The sequence below is a fragment of the Campylobacter concisus genome (assembly GCF_902460875.1).
Lineage (GTDB): Bacteria > Campylobacterota > Campylobacteria > Campylobacterales > Campylobacteraceae > Campylobacter_A > Campylobacter_A concisus_AA.
On sequence record NZ_CABPVR010000005.1, the window covers coordinates 87,184 to 101,773 of the forward strand.

Here is a 14,590-nt window from a genome sequence, read left to right on the forward strand (position 1 = left end):
ATATCATACATAACGCTAAAGGGATTAAATTTAATGCTTGAGGGATAAAATGATAAATTTAGGCAAAAAATATGGAACGAGCAAGATATCTCAAAAGGAAAAACAAGTAAGCGTGGAGTTTTTCAAGCAAAGCAGTGGCATCAGCTATCTAAAAAGTGAAATTTTATGTAATGGCAGGATAAAAAGAGATCGCCACAAGTCTAAAAAATACCTATTTTTAATGTTTAATGAGGATAAAAACGATCTTTGCTTTAAGCTTGATAGAAAAGAGTATATCTTAAACAAAGATGAATTTTGCATTGGGCTTGTTAATGACGATTTTAAAGGTGTCTTTGAGTATCAAAATAAATTTTATAAGACTAAAACACTACTTTTTGACGAAAGTTACGCAAATAAGCTTGAGATATTTGCTGGACTTAGATTTGATGATAAATTTGAGCTTTTGAAATATAAAAAAGATTTAGCTCAAATTTGCGTTTTAAATGAGCTTGAAACGACAAATTTATATGAAGGAGCGATGAGAGAAATTTTTACCGAATCAAAAATTTTAGAGCTTATTTACAAAAGTAAAATACGAAAAGAGAGCGAAATTTCACTTAGCAGCGATGAAGAAAAAACTCTTTTAAAGGCTAAAATGATCTTGCTAAGTCGTATACAAAATCCTCCAAGCATCAAGGAGTTAGCCCATCTTTGTGGTACAAATGACTTTTGGCTAAAGAAAAATTTTAAGCTATTTTTCAAAGATACGATCTATCAGCTCTTAGTAAAAGAGTGCCTAAAGCTAGCTTTTTCTCTTTTAGAGCAAAATGATATCAGCATAAAAGAGGCCGCAAATATCGTAGGCTACGCAAATACTGCACATTTTGCAAAAATTTTTAAGATAAATTTTGGCTTTTTGCCAAGCAAACTCTTAAAGACCAAAAGCTACTTTTAAACTGCTATAAATACCAAATTTCTTATAATCGCCAAAATTTTAAAGAGAGAAATTTGCAAGTTTATATCCATGTGCCATTTTGTGAAAGCAAATGTCCCTACTGCGCCTTTGGCTCAAGTGATGACGAATTTAAGAAGGTTAGTGCCTATTTTAAGGCACTTTGCCTTGATCTAAATTTTCAGCTAAAAAGCCAAAATGTAAAAGAAATCTCAACCATCTTTTTTGGTGGCGGCACACCAAGTGCAGTAAATGCTAAATTTTATGATGAAATTTTTAGCATTTTAGCTCCTCTTTGCACTCCAACAACTGAGATCACACTTGAAGCAAACCCAAACTCAGCAAGCCTTGCTTGGCTAAAGCATGTTAAAAATTTAGGCGCAAATCGCATAAGCTTTGGCGCTCAAAGTTTTTTTGAAGATAAGCTAAAATTTCTGGGGCGCATCCACAGTAAGGAGCAAATTTTTAAAGCGGTTGAAAATGCCCAGACAGCTGGCTTTAAGAGCATAAATTTAGACCTCATCTATGACACTAAATTTGATACCAAAAAGCGTCTTTTGGCTGAGGTTGAAAATTTAAAAAGCCTTGCTATCACGCACCTAAGTGCTTACTCGCTCACTCTTGAAGAAAGCACCCCTTTTGCTGGTAAAAAAAGTTATAAAAAAGATAGCGACACTTTGGCTAAATTTATGATAGAGCAAATTGGGCTTGCTGGCTTTGGGCAGTATGAAATTTCAAATTTCGGGCAAATTTGTAAGCACAATCTTGGCTACTGGCAGGGCAAAAACTACCTTGGCGTAGGTGCTTTTAGCGTGGGCTTTGTGAATGGCATCAGATACTACGCCAAAAATAGCATAGATGCCTACATCGCCAAACCAACATATAGAGAAAAAGAAATTTTAAGCCAAAGCGAGCTTTTAAGAGAGCATATATTTTTAGGGCTTAGAAGCATAGTTGGCGTGGAGGCTGGACGCTTAAGTGAGGCTCAGAAAAAAAGAGCAAATATACTTGTAGAAAATGAAAAACTGCTCTTTAAAAATGGTAAATTTTACAATCCAAATTTCTTACTAAGTGACGAGATCGCACTCTTTATCGAGGGCTAAATTTATAAAATTTTGAGCAAAGTCAAGATAAAATACAAAGCTTAAATAAAATTTAATAGAGGCAAAAATGTTTGGAATGAGTTTTTCTGAAATCTTAGTTATCGCCATTATTGCAGTGTTAGTTTTAGGTCCTGACAAGCTGCCAAGCGCGATGGTTCAGATTGCAAAATTTCTAAAAATGTTTAAAAAAGGCATAAACGACGCAAAATCAACATTTGATCAAGAAATGAAGATAGCAGAGCTAAAAGAAGATGCCCAAAAATATAAAGAAAGCATAACTAAAAGCACGCAGAATGTGCGCAAAAAGCTTACTTTTGAAGAGCTTGACGAGATCAAGAAAAGCGCAAGCGATGTCACTGAAAGCATACAAAACGTCGTAAGCGACACGAAAAAAACGGTAGAAAATATACAAAATCCAACAAATTTAGTTAAAGATGCGATCTTAAACGATAAAAAAGAGGCGTAATGTTTGAAGAGCTAAGACCCCATTTAATCGAACTTAGAAAGAGACTTTTTATAAGCATAGTAAGCGTTTTTGTCTGCTTTGGCATCTGCTTTACGTTTTGGAACCCACTGCTTGCATGGATGAGCGAACCGCTAAAACAGGTCTTGCCAGCTGGCTCAAATATCATATTCACTCAAATTCAAGAGCCATTTTTTACAGCGATGAAGGTTGCATTTTTTGCTGGTGTCGTGATCGCGCTACCTATCATTTTTTGGCAGTTTTGGCTATTTGTCGCTCCTGGACTTTATGATAATGAAAAAAAATATGTGATCCCATTTGTCATCTCAGCTTCATTTATGTTTGCGTGTGGAGCGGCATTTTGTTATTACGTGGTGATTCCACTTGGCTTTGCATTTTTGGTAAATTTTGGTGGCCAGCTCTTTACGGCACTACCAAGCATTGGCGAGTATGTTGGCTTTTTTGCAAAACTACTAATTGGCTTTGGAATTTCATTTGAGCTACCAGTCATTACATTTTTCTTAGCAAAGATCGGACTTGTCGATGACAAAATGCTAAAAGATTACTTCAGATATGCTGTTGTTATCATCTTTATCTTTGCAGCTATCGTTACACCACCTGATGTGATAAGTCAAGTCTTAATGGCACTACCACTCATCGGACTTTATGGAATTTCAATAATCGTCGCTAAAAGAGCTAATAAGAGCGACGATGAAGACGAAAAAGAAGAACAAGACAGCGACGTAGCAAGCGATGAGTAATATAAACGACGTCTCAAGTTATGATTATTTTTTACCAGAAGAGCTCATCGCAAAAGAGCCAATTTTGCCAAAAGAAGAGGCAAGATTGCTCGTCTATTTTAAAAATACAAAAGAGATAAAACACTACAAATTTAAAGATCTCTCCAGCCTCATCCCAGAGGATGCAGCGGTCATTTTTAATAACACAAAAGTTATCAAAGCTCGCATTTTAGGACAAAAAGAAAGCGGTGGGGCTTGTGAAGTGATGCTAAATCAACCCATAGGCGAGAATAAATTTAGCGTCTATATAAGAGGTAAAGTAAGCGCTGGTAGCATTTTAAATTTTCCTGATAACCTAAAAGTAAATGTGCTTGAGCTAAATGATGATGGCACAAGAGTGGTAAATTTTACGCAAAATGGCGTTTTGCTTGATAATGTTCATCTTTTTAGTGAGCTTGAAAAGATTGGTCACGTCCCGCTTCCGCCATACATTAAAAGGGCTGATACAAAGGATGATGAGAGCTGGTATCAAAGCATATTTGCCAAAAATAGTGGTGCAGTGGCAGCTCCGACAGCTAGCCTTCACATAAGCGAACAAATGCTAGAGCAGATAAAAGCAAAGCATGAAGTCGCCTATATTACGCTTCACGTTGGCGCTGGGACATTTAAAGGTGTGGAGTGCCAAAATATAAATGACCACAAAATGCACTCAGAATTTTACGAGCTAAGCGAGCAAGCTCAAGAGATTATAAATTCTAATAAACCAATCCTTGGCGTTGGCACGACGGTTACTAGATGTGTTGAAGAATTTGCAAGGAGCAAGCAAGCAAGCGGCTTTTGTAAGCTATTTTTAAACCTAAATAATAAGCCTATCAGGCAAAACTACCTTCTTACAAATTTTCATCTACCAAAATCAACCCTAATAATGCTAGTAACCAGCTTCATAGGGCTTGAAGAGACGATGAGAATTTATAAAACGGCAGTTGATGAAAAGTATAGATTTTACTCATACGGCGACGGGATGTTGATAATATGAAAGATAAACCTATCGATATCATAAACAGAATGGAAATTTTTCTTAGTGCCATATACCAAGACGCACAAGACACTAAAAATTCCATCATTTTTAGCTACGACCCAAGCTATCCAAGGTTTTTAAAATTTGATGCTACAAATCTCATAAAAACACTTGAAAATATTTGCAAATTTTTCCTTTACTCTACCGAATATGCAGACATTTACATTCTCTTTCAGCTTAAAAATTATAGTCCCAAATCTGTGCATTTTGACATTAAGATAAAATCTAGCCATAGCGTAATGAGGCCAAGTCACTACTATCTCAGCAAGATAAATGACTATCTAAAAAAAGCAAATGAATCTATGATCTCTCATAATGATGGAGAATTTTTAATATCTTTTAGCGCGGCACTAACGGGCGATAGAGCCATCCAAAGACAAATAAATATCAAAAATCAAACAAATACAAATATCTTAGTCACTTGCGATGACGATGCTTTGTTTGACACCATTAGTACTCAGATAAATTTTTTAGGTCTAAAGGTTATCGGCAAAAACGACCTTAGCAATCTAATGAGACATATAAAAGATTCTATTTTTACCCCATTTGTTATTTTTATTGATAGTAAAATTTTAAAAAATGAAGCGATGCTAGAAGATATACTTGAGTTTAAAAATATTAAAAATTTTCGTATCGTAGCCATTTGCAAAAACGATAAGTCGGCTAACGATCTGCCAAATAATGTCACAGTATTAAAGCAACCTTTTAGCACGGATAGTTTTCAGCTAGCTTTTAAAAATTCGCTCGAGAAATAGACCGATTTTTACTTTTTAATTTATCCCAAGATATCTTTTTAAAATAATAGTGGCTGAAATGCTATCTAGCCTGCCATCTCGCTTTGTGTTTGTGTAAATTTCACTTGCCTCGCTGCTGCTAAAGGCCTCATCTTGATAGACGATATTAGCCTGCACGTCAAGAAGCGAGACAAAATGTTCTATGCGCCTTCTCATCTCGTCCTCGCTACTGCCGCCGATTGGCACGCCTACCACCAGCGTATCTGGGGCATATTCATTTACCTTTTGGCTCACATCTCTTGCGGCTTGATTTCTATTTTTTCTAAGCACTGGCTCAAGCGGGGTCACGATCTCGCCAAAACCAAAAGCAAGTCCTATTCGCTTTAACCCAACATCAATAGCCATAAATTTCTCTCTCATAGCAAGCTCTTTACTCTTAGATTTGAAATTTCAACTAGCCCTTCAAGCTCGTACTCATAGATGATATCGCCAAATTTTGCTAAAACTTCATCAAGACTTACGCCATTTTTACAAAATTTTAAGATCTCGTCACTAGTTTTTTCTTGCTCTTTTATCTCGCCAAAAAGTGAAGCAAATTTATGATAGTCATCGATAAGCTCGGCCTTTTTATTTGCAAGCAAAAAATTTGTCCCATCGCTTTCACCCATGCGCTGTGGCAGTACATAAACTGGAATTTTAAGCTCATTTGCAAGCCTTGCACTTTGCATAGAACCACTTTTAAGATCAGCTTGCGCGACGACTAGAGCTTCACAAAGCCCCACAACTATGCGGTTTCGATCCAAAAATCTATAAGCAAGTGGCGGCTCACCTTCATCATACTCACTAAGAGCCAAGGCTTTGGCGTAAATTTCATTTATTGCCACTTTATTTTGGCTTGGATAGATGGTGTCAAGTCCGCTCGCAAAAATACCAATCGTTCGTGGCATAGCAGCTTTATGAGCTGCGATATCAACGCCGATAGCTCCGCCACTTATCACACAGACATTTGCACTTTTTAGCACTGCGCAAAGTGCCGTAACGCAATCTTTTGTATAAACACTTGCCTTTCTTGAGCCAACAACTGCGATCTTTGGCAAAGATAAAAGCGAAGTATCTCCGATAAAATTTAGCTGTTTTGGTGGATTTTTTAGTCTTTTTAACGGCTCTGGAATAAAATCAAGTCTCATAAAATATCTTTTAGATAAACCACATCAACATCTTTTAAAAGATTATTTTTACTCTCTTTTATCACTGCGATCGTATTTTTCTTTGGATGCCCAATGGCGATCGCGTAGCCTCTTTTTTTAGCCAAATTTACAGCAGCCACAAGCTCACGCCTAACAGCACTAGCCGATGGATCGTCGTCTAAAAATATATCCCTTGAAATGTATGGCTGATTATGTTTTTTTGCAGCTCTTGCTACTGCGGTTTGAGCGATAGTTTTACTATCAACAAAGACAAAGCCCTGCTCTATCAGCGCCCTATAAGCCTTATCCATAGCGTCAAAATCGCTTGTAAAGCGTGATCCTGTGTGGTTGTTTGTATATTTTGCACGTGGAAAGTCTTTGCGTATCTTTTTTATCTTTTCATGCATGCTCTCAAAGCTCTCATTGATCGTGAGAGTACCTATTTCTGGGCTATCAAAGTGTTTTGCTTGCATCGGAAGATGTATCATATAAAACTCAAATGTTCTTGCGATATTTGGAGTATCTGGATGAGTCTTTGTCGCTGGAAAAATAGACGGCGTGATTTTTAAGCCAAGCGACTTTATCATACTCGCATGTTCAAATGTCGCCACATCGTCTATTATGATAACGAGCTTTGCGCGCCCTTTTATGCTGGCGCTTGGCGTAAAAGGTACCGCTTCAAAGCTATCTTTTTTTATATTTTTTTCTTCGTATTTTGTTTTTTCTATCTTTTTGGTAGTTAAATTTTCAGCTTTTTTAGCTGGCTCGACTTTTATGTTCTCGCTTTTAATTTTCTCTTTTTTTTCTATTTCAGTACTTTTATTTTGATCGACTTTTGCTTCAAAATTTTGAGGTTTTAACTCGGTTTTTTGTTCGACTTTTGAGCTATAAAATGGCTCTATCTTTTGTTCATTTTCTATTACACTAGGCTCTGTATTTTTATAACTTGCAAGTAAATTTTTAGTATCGTTTTGCTCTTTTTTTATCTCTTCTTTTTTGGCTTCACTCTTTACTTCAGCTATCTTTTTTTGCTCTTTTGGCTCAACTTTTGAATTTAAAGCAAGCTCACTTTTATGCTTAGGATCGGTAAAAATTTTACTTAAATTTTCATCTTCATCAAATTTTAGAGGGTATTTTCTCTTTTCGTATTCTTGTTTTTTCTCTTTACTGGCAACCTTTGGCTCAGCTTTTTTAGAAATTTGCTTCTCTATCTTTGGCTCATTTGCTTTGCTTATCTGTTCTGCACCATTATTTTTTATACTAAGGGCTACGCTAAGTGCTATTATCAAAATAGCTGCGATAATGCCGATACCAAGATAGGTTTTATTGTGAGAGCGACCTGCACTATTTTTTGTGGGTCGCTTCTTTGCAGTCTTTTTTTCGCTCAAGGCTTAGTTTTTATTTTGATCTATAAGTTTGCCGTTAGTTATCCAAGGCATCATCGCGCGAAGTTTTTTGCCAGTTTGATTTAGCAAACTTCTCTCAGCTATACCGCGCTCAGCGTTCATTCTAACATATCCTGCTTTTCTCTCTAGGACGAAGTCTTTTGCAAATTTACCATTTTGAATCTCTTTCAAAACTTCTTTCATGGCTTTTCTGCTCTCTTCGCCAACCACTCTTACACCGCTTACGTAATCACCGTATTCAGCTGTGTTTGAGATAGAATAACGCATATCGGCCATGCCACCTTGATACATTAGATCAACGATTAGTTTTAGCTCGTGTAAGCATTCAAAATACGCCATCTCAGGCTCATAACCAGCCTCTACAAGCGTATCAAAACCAGCATTTACTAGCGCGCAAAGACCGCCACAAAGTACTGCTTGTTCACCAAACAAATCTGTTTCAGTTTCATCTTTAAATGTTGTCTCAATAATGCCGGTTCTACCGCCACCTATACCGCAAGCATAGCTTAGAGCGATCTCTTTAGCCTTTCCGCTTGCATTTTGCTCAACAGCAATAAGATCAGGTATGCCACCACCTCTTACAAATTCGCTTCTAACTGTGTGCCCTGGAGCTTTTGGAGCGATCATAATGACATCTATATTTGCTGGGGCTTTTATCTGGCCAAAATGAACATTAAATCCATGTCCAAAAGCGATAGCAGCGTAATCTTTTAAATTTGGCTCGATCTCGTTTTTATAAATTTCTGCTTGAAGCTCATCTGGAGTTAAAATCATAACCACATCAGCGCCTTTTGTAGCTTCACTTACGGTTTTTACCTCAAAGCCTTTTGCTTCAGCTTTTGCCCAGCTTTTGCCACCTTTTGAAAGGCCAATCACAACGCTTACACCGTTATCTCTTAAATTTTCAGCATGTGCATGACCTTGTGAACCAAAGCCGATGATTGCTACTTTTTTACTTTGAATAAGGCTTAAATCGCAGTCTTTATCATAATAAACATTTATAGCCATTGTTACTCCTATTATTAAAATTTGGCAAAATTATAACTTTAACCAGCAAAAATTCGGCTGAAATATACAGAAACTCTTTTTAAGTTTTATGATAATTTATTTTGATAAAATACGCTGAAATTTCAAAAAAAGAGATAACTCAATGAATGAATCAGTTTTTAAAAAAATCAAAGCACTTCCACCATTAGATGACACAGTTATACAAATTCAACGCTTACATGCGGATGAAAATAGCTCAATAAGTGATCTTACAAAAGTGGTCGAAAAGGATCCGATGCTAACAGCAAATATTTTGCGTTCAGCAAACTCTCCACTTTATGGGTTTTCTCAAGAGATCACAACCATCGCAAGAGCTATTTCTCTTTTTGGTATGGCTACTATTCGAGGTTTTGCACTTTCAAGTACTATTAAAAAGAGCTTTTCTATAAATTTAGAGCCTTATGGCATTACTACACAAGATTTTTTAAATATCTCGATAATACAAAATGCATTGATGTACAATTGGCATTCTAAAGTTAATCCTAAAAGTCTAGAAATTCTCTCTCCAGCTTCATTTATGCTTGAGATTGGCAAGATAGTTCTTGCTCATGAATTAGCTGAAAATAAGCAAGACGTCGAATTTAGAGAAAAACTTAAAAATATATCTAGCCCAATCGATCTTGCTCTATTTGAAACAGAAATTTTAGATATGTCAAATGAAGAAGTTACAGCTAAAATTTTTGAACAATGGAACCTTGAGACAGAGCTTAGCAGCTCAATACTCTATTCAAATAATCCAGAAGAGGCACCAGATCATATAAAAGACTATGCAAAAGCCCTAAAAGTGATAAAAACAGCTGTAAATATCTTTAATCAACTTGATGATATAAGCATACAAAATACTCTACCTCTTCTTGACGAATACGGCTTTGGACATGATACGTTTTTAATGGCTGTCGCTAAAGTCAAAGATAATTTGTGAAAGAATTTCTAACATCACTACTAGTTGGCATCAAGGAAAAAGAAGTTTCAAACGAAGATAAAGAGATTTTACGAAATCTCTTAAATCTTGGTGCCGTAAGCTCCCATAAAGATAAATTTTACCTAAACAATGGCTACGTCTGCGGCAAGCTAGACATCAGTCAAAACGCAACTGGCTTTATCATGCCATTTGATAAACGCTTCAAGCAAGACATCATCGTAGAAAATAAAAATTTAAACAACTCTCACCTTGGCGATATCGTACTTGCAAAGCTTTTGCCGCTTAAGAAAAAACGCCAAAGCGCTAAAATAGTAATGAGCCTAAAGCTTGCCAATGAGACAAGTGTGGTCTATACAAAACGCTTTGGAGCGGCCATTTTAGGTGTAAATTTAAAAACTGGACTAAGCACGACCTTAAAAGCAACGCAAAAAAGCCTAAAGATGCTCCCACTTGGGACGCTGCTTAAGATAAACAACCTAAACAACGAGATAGTCGAGGTTTTAGGAAATTTAGAAGATCCGCTAAGCGATGAGAAAATTTCGCTTGCTATTTATAATAAAAACGATAAATTTAGCGAGGCTTGCGAGCTTGAAGCAAAGGCTTTTGGCGATGAAGTCGATGCTAGCATGTATCCAAATAGAGTTGATCTAAGAAATTTAGAGTTTTGCACGATCGATCCAGTTGATGCCAAAGACTTTGACGATGCCATATATTTTGATGAGAAAAAGCGCGAAATTTACGTTGCTATCGCTGATGTGAGCGAGTATGTGACTGCATATAGTGCCATTGACAGCGAGGCTAAAAAAAGAGGCTTTTCTATCTACTTTCCGCACATTTCAGTGCCGATGTTGCCGCGCGCGCTAAGTGAAAATATCTGTTCACTAAAACCAGACGTACCGCGTCTTGCATTTTGTTTTAAAATTTCACTTCATGCAAACAACGAGGTAAAAAAAGAGGAGCTTTTTGAGGCAATCATCCTTTCAAAAAGGCGCTTTAACTACGACGAGATCGATGAAATTTTAGAAGGCAAAAGAGAATGTGAAATTTCATGGGTCAAGCCACTTTTTAAACTCACCACAAAGCTTCGCAAAAAAAGGCTTTTGCACGCATTTGACTTTAGAACAAAAGAGCTTAGAATGAGCCTTGATGAAGAGGGTCAAATTTCTCAAACCAGGTTTGAAAGTGACTCCGACTCGCACAGATTAGTCGAGGACTGTATGCTTTTAGCAAACAAAGCTGCCGCAAAGCTCATCACAAAAGGTGTTTTTAGAAACCACGCTTCGCCTGATTTTAAAAAGATAGATACCTTGCTTGAGGACCTGCAACTTCTGGGGCTTGACTTTACTTATGAAAACGATCTTGCAAATTTGATAAGAAAGATACAGCTAAAAGCTGATGAACTTGGCAACCGAGAAGAGATAGATAAGCTCATCATCAAGTCTCAAAAAAAAGCTGAGTATTCAAGTGAAAATTTAGGCCACTTTGGGCTTGGATTTGATAGATACACACACTTTACAAGCCCTATTAGACGCTATTCCGACCTTATTTTACATAGGCTTTTAAAGGCTAAAATTTTAAAAGATGACAAGCTTTACAACTTCTTGCTTTTAAACATCCAAAGCACCTGTGCAAATTTAAGTGAGCTTGAAAGAGAAGCCGACAAGGTAGCCTACGACTTTATGGATAGGAAATTTGCACGCTGGGCAGCCGCAAACATCGGTAAAGAGGTGCGTTGCTACGTGATCGAAAACCAAAATGTCTTGGTTGCCAAGCTTGATGATCATTTTGTTGGAGCTAGGATTTTTATAACAGGATATAGCGCAAATTTACTTCAAAAGCTCATCGTAAAGATCACAGAGGCCGATATCGCAAGCGCTAAAATTTTTGCAAAAGTGGTAAGAAAGATCGATGTATAGAAAAGATTTGGAGCTAAATTTAGCAAATGCAAATTTAAGCAACTACTTCTTGCTTTTTGGCGCAGACGAGTTTCAGATCGAGCTTTTTGGCAAGGAAATTTTGAGCTTTTATGCAAGCGAAGATGCAAATTTATTAAGCCTTTATTTTGACGAGTACAACTACGCGCAAGCAAGCTCTCACCTAAGCGAGCAGTCACTTTTTGGCGGCAAAAATATCCTCTATGTAAAAAGCGACAAAAAGATCCCGGCAAAAGAGCTAAAAGAGCTCATCTCGCTTTGCTCAAAAAGCCATGACAACTACTTTTTGTTTGAGCTTTATGAGGCCGATATGAAGCTAGTTTTTGATACGCAAAAGGCTTTTGGGACAAATTTTGCTAGATTTTTTAAGCCATCAAACCCAGATGAAGCGATAAATTTACTAGCTAAAAGCTCAGCTAAAATAGGCCTAAACATAACCAAAAATGCACTTTATGAGCTTTATTTTACACATAATGAAAATTTATACCTTGCAGCAAGCGAGCTAACAAAGCTAAAGAGCCTAAACACTCACATCGAACAAGATGATGTAAAAAGGCTGGTTTTTGGACTTGGCGGGATAAATTTTGATGATTTTTTTAACAAATTTATGGCACTAAAAGATATAAAAAACGACTTTTTTACCTATCTAGAAGATCCAAATTTTAATGAAATTTTACTTCTAAACTCGCTTTACAAAGCATTTTTTAGGCTATTTAAAATTTACTCTTACATTAAGATAAATGGCCGCTTAAATTTAGATGAGGCAATCGGTTATCAACCGCCTGTAAATGTCGCAAATTTATTAAAAGCAAATAGCTTAAAACTAAATTTAAATACCTATTTGGAGATATTTAAAACGCTAAATTTAGCCGAGCTAGAGCTAAAAACAAACACAAAAATGGATAAAGAAATTTTTGCATTATCAACTATTTTAAATTTGCAACATCTTATATCAACAGCAAATATTAAGTAACTTTAAGCTAAAATCCACCCTTGCTTAAAGCAAAATCCTTGCTCACAAAGTGAGCTAAATATCCATAAGGAGAAGAAATGAAACATTACGAGCTTTTATTTATTCTTAAGCCGACATTAACGGAAGAAGAAGTTAAAGCTAAAGTTGACTTCGTAAAAGAAGTTATAACAAAAAACGGCGGCGAGATCGCTACTGTTGTTGAGATGGGCACTAGAAAGCTAGCTTACACCATCAAAAAATACGAGCGTGGAACATATTTTGTTATCTATTACAAAGCTCCACCAGCGCTTCTTGCAGAACTTACAAGAAATGTAAGGATCACTGAAGATATCATAAGATTTTTAAGCGTTAAATATGAAAATAAACGCGAAATCGCAGCTTGGGAAAGACTTTGCAAAGGTATCAAACAAACTATAAAAAAAGAGCCTCGTGAGCCAAGAGCACCGCGTGAGCCAAGAGTTGAAAAAGTAGACGAGCAAACTTTTACAGAAGAATAATCAAGGATAAAAAATGTTCAATAAAGTAGTACTGGTTGGAAATTTAACAAGAGATATCGAGCTAAGATACACTACTAGTGGATCTGCTATAGGAAATTCCGGTATTGCTGTTACTAGAAAATTTAATACTAACGGCGAAAAACGTGAAGAGACATGCTTTATTGACATATCGTTCTTTGGCAAATCAGCTGAGATAGCAAATCAATATTTAAGCAAAGGCTCCAAACTCCTAGTTGAAGGAAGATTAAAATTTGATCAATGGACCGACAATAATGGACAAAACCGTTCAAAGCACTCAATTGTAGTTGAAAATATGGAGATGCTTGGCGGAAATAGCGGAGCTAATGGACAAAGTCAAGGTGGATTTAATCAAAATAGTTCGTACTCACAACAACGAAATAATGGTTTAAATAATAGCTATGGTAATGGTGGATATCAAAATTCAGCATCACAAAGACAGCAAATGCAACCACAAAATAAAAAAGTACAAGAAGAGTACTATGAGGAAAAAATCCCTGATATAAACATTGACGCCGATAATTTTGATGGCGACAACGAAATACCGTTTTAATTTAAAGGATAGAAAATGGCAGAAAAAAGAAAATATTCACGTAAATATTGCAAATTTACAGAAGCAAAAATTGATTTTATAGATTATAAAGATACTTCTCTTTTAAAGTATTGTTTATCAGAGAGATTTAAAATCATGCCAAGACGTTTAACTGGCACATCAAAAAGACATCAAGAGATGGTAGAAAAAGCGATCAAAAGAGCTCGTCATGCAGCTATTATACCTTACATAGTAGATCGCAAAGATGTAGTTTCAAATCCTTTTGATGGACTATAATTAATTAACTTATTAAGCCCCTATTAACGGGGTTTAATCCTAATCCTAAATATCCTAGATTTATATTCTTACAGATTTTTATTTATTGAACACAGTTTAAAATATTTTTCAAGTACTATCTATAATTTTGATTTAACTTGCACGAGGTAAATAGAATTTATTCAAGTAGGCATCTCAAATATATACTGTCTTTAAACAACTCTTTAGTTCAAAAATAACTTATTTAGCCATATGTGCAATCAATGTCGTCGATTTACCACAATTCTTACTATTATGAACCACACATCATCTATCGTATAGCAATAGCTGTTCACATGAGGCTAAAAAGTAAGATGCTTAATATAGAAGAACTTTACAATAAAAACATATCTTAGTAAATCCAATATTCATCCATTTGGTGTCCGCATATCTTACAAATGGCCTTTATTATGTATTTTTTATTTTAAAAATTTACCGATGTCAAATCAGCTTAACCGTACAATTAATATTAGTCAAAAACAAATTTTAAACATCCTTTTCTTGACATGTAATAATGTTTTTTGTATAATCTCAATTCTTTTTTAAGCAAATGTCTTGCTAGCTCAGTCGGTAGAGCATCTCACTTTTAATGAGGGGGCCGTTGGTTCGAATCCAACGCAGGACACCATTTTTGGGTTTATGACCCTTTCGTCTAGTGGCTCAGGACTCTACTTTCTCTGTGTAGAAACAGAGGTTCAAATCCTCTAAGG

16 protein-coding genes and 1 tRNA gene are annotated in these 14,590 nt (G+C 36.0%); 13 read left to right on the top strand and 4 right to left on the bottom strand.

All coding sequences use genetic code 11. From position 1 onward, the window contains the following. Positions 1-49 precede the first annotated feature (49 nt). From F3H01_RS03195 to F3H01_RS03225, 6 genes are all read left to right on the top strand, one after another. The gene (locus tag F3H01_RS03195) at positions 50-934 is read left to right on the top strand and encodes a helix-turn-helix domain-containing protein (RefSeq protein ID WP_149724811.1); all 885 of its coding nucleotides are present in this window, start codon (positions 50-52) and stop codon (positions 932-934) included. Positions 935-987: 53 nt separating this feature from the next. Continuing rightward, complete coding sequence (gene hemW, locus F3H01_RS03200; protein ID WP_149724812.1) at positions 988-2,034, top strand: radical SAM family heme chaperone HemW; 1,047 nt, start codon at positions 988-990, stop codon at positions 2,032-2,034. Between the two features lie 67 nt (positions 2,035-2,101). Continuing rightward, positions 2,102-2,500 carry a Sec-independent protein translocase protein TatB gene (gene tatB, locus F3H01_RS03210; protein ID WP_084042117.1) on the top strand — a complete coding sequence of 133 codons (399 nt, stop codon included), beginning with the start codon at positions 2,102-2,104 and terminating at the stop codon, positions 2,498-2,500. Continuing rightward, a complete protein-coding gene (tatC, locus tag F3H01_RS03215) occupies positions 2,500-3,258 on the top strand; it encodes a twin-arginine translocase subunit TatC (RefSeq protein WP_021091515.1) in 759 nt (252 codons plus the stop codon). The genes tatB and tatC overlap by 1 nt, the downstream gene beginning before the upstream one ends. After that, complete coding sequence (gene queA / locus F3H01_RS03220; RefSeq protein ID WP_149724813.1) at positions 3,251-4,273, top strand: tRNA preQ1(34) S-adenosylmethionine ribosyltransferase-isomerase QueA; 1,023 nt, start codon at positions 3,251-3,253, stop codon at positions 4,271-4,273. Before tatC ends, queA begins: the two co-directional genes overlap by 8 nt. Then, positions 4,270-5,070 carry a hypothetical protein gene (locus F3H01_RS03225; RefSeq protein ID WP_149724814.1) on the top strand — a complete coding sequence of 267 codons (801 nt, stop codon included), beginning with the start codon at positions 4,270-4,272 and terminating at the stop codon, positions 5,068-5,070. The genes queA and F3H01_RS03225 overlap by 4 nt, the downstream gene beginning before the upstream one ends. A 15-nt stretch (positions 5,071-5,085) precedes the next feature. Here the strand turns inward: F3H01_RS03225 and ruvX are convergent, their stop codons facing one another. Genes ruvX through ilvC form a run of 4 tightly spaced genes read right to left on the bottom strand, consistent with a single transcriptional unit; the run spans position 5,086 to position 8,650 of the window. Beyond that, positions 5,086-5,469, bottom strand: coding sequence for a Holliday junction resolvase RuvX (gene ruvX, locus F3H01_RS03230; protein ID WP_149724815.1), 384 nt, complete (start codon positions 5,467-5,469; stop codon positions 5,086-5,088). Then, positions 5,466-6,236: a DNA-processing protein DprA gene (locus tag F3H01_RS03235; RefSeq protein ID WP_149724816.1), complete on the bottom strand. Its 771-nt coding sequence runs from the start codon at positions 6,234-6,236 to the stop codon at positions 5,466-5,468. The genes ruvX and F3H01_RS03235 overlap by 4 nt, the downstream gene beginning before the upstream one ends. After that, positions 6,233-7,624 (bottom strand): divergent polysaccharide deacetylase family protein, encoded by a 1,392-nt coding sequence (locus F3H01_RS03240; RefSeq protein WP_149724817.1) that lies wholly within the window; start codon positions 7,622-7,624, stop codon positions 6,233-6,235. Before F3H01_RS03240 ends, F3H01_RS03235 begins: the two co-directional genes overlap by 4 nt. A gap of 3 nt (positions 7,625-7,627) precedes the next feature. Next, entirely contained in the window at positions 7,628-8,650 is a 1,023-nt protein-coding gene (gene ilvC, locus F3H01_RS03245) for a ketol-acid reductoisomerase (protein ID WP_149724818.1), read from the bottom strand. 142 nt (positions 8,651-8,792) lie between these two features. Between ilvC and F3H01_RS03250 the strand changes: the two genes are divergently transcribed. From F3H01_RS03250 to F3H01_RS03280, 7 genes are all read left to right on the top strand, one after another. Beyond that, positions 8,793-9,611 (top strand): HDOD domain-containing protein, encoded by an 819-nt coding sequence (locus F3H01_RS03250; protein ID WP_021091523.1) that lies wholly within the window; start codon positions 8,793-8,795, stop codon positions 9,609-9,611. Beyond that, on the top strand, positions 9,608-11,527 hold the full coding sequence (locus tag F3H01_RS03255; RefSeq protein ID WP_149724819.1) for an RNB domain-containing ribonuclease: 1,920 nt from the start codon (positions 9,608-9,610) through the stop codon (positions 11,525-11,527). Before F3H01_RS03250 ends, F3H01_RS03255 begins: the two co-directional genes overlap by 4 nt. Then, on the top strand, positions 11,520-12,518 hold the full coding sequence (holA, locus tag F3H01_RS03260; RefSeq protein WP_149724820.1) for a DNA polymerase III subunit delta: 999 nt from the start codon (positions 11,520-11,522) through the stop codon (positions 12,516-12,518). Before F3H01_RS03255 ends, holA begins: the two co-directional genes overlap by 8 nt. 77 nt (positions 12,519-12,595) lie before the next feature. Beyond that, a complete protein-coding gene (rpsF, locus tag F3H01_RS03265; RefSeq protein WP_021091458.1) occupies positions 12,596-13,015 on the top strand; it encodes a 30S ribosomal protein S6 in 420 nt (139 codons plus the stop codon). Between the two features lie 13 nt (positions 13,016-13,028). Further along, positions 13,029-13,586 (top strand): single-stranded DNA-binding protein, encoded by a 558-nt coding sequence (locus F3H01_RS03270; protein WP_107776426.1) that lies wholly within the window; start codon positions 13,029-13,031, stop codon positions 13,584-13,586. A 15-nt stretch (positions 13,587-13,601) separates the two neighbouring features. Then, the gene (rpsR, locus tag F3H01_RS03275; RefSeq protein WP_021091467.1) at positions 13,602-13,862 is read left to right on the top strand and encodes a 30S ribosomal protein S18; all 261 of its coding nucleotides are present in this window, start codon (positions 13,602-13,604) and stop codon (positions 13,860-13,862) included. A 570-nt stretch (positions 13,863-14,432) separates the two neighbouring features. Then, positions 14,433-14,508 (top strand) — tRNA-Lys (locus tag F3H01_RS03280). Positions 14,509-14,590: the final 82 nt, after the last annotated feature.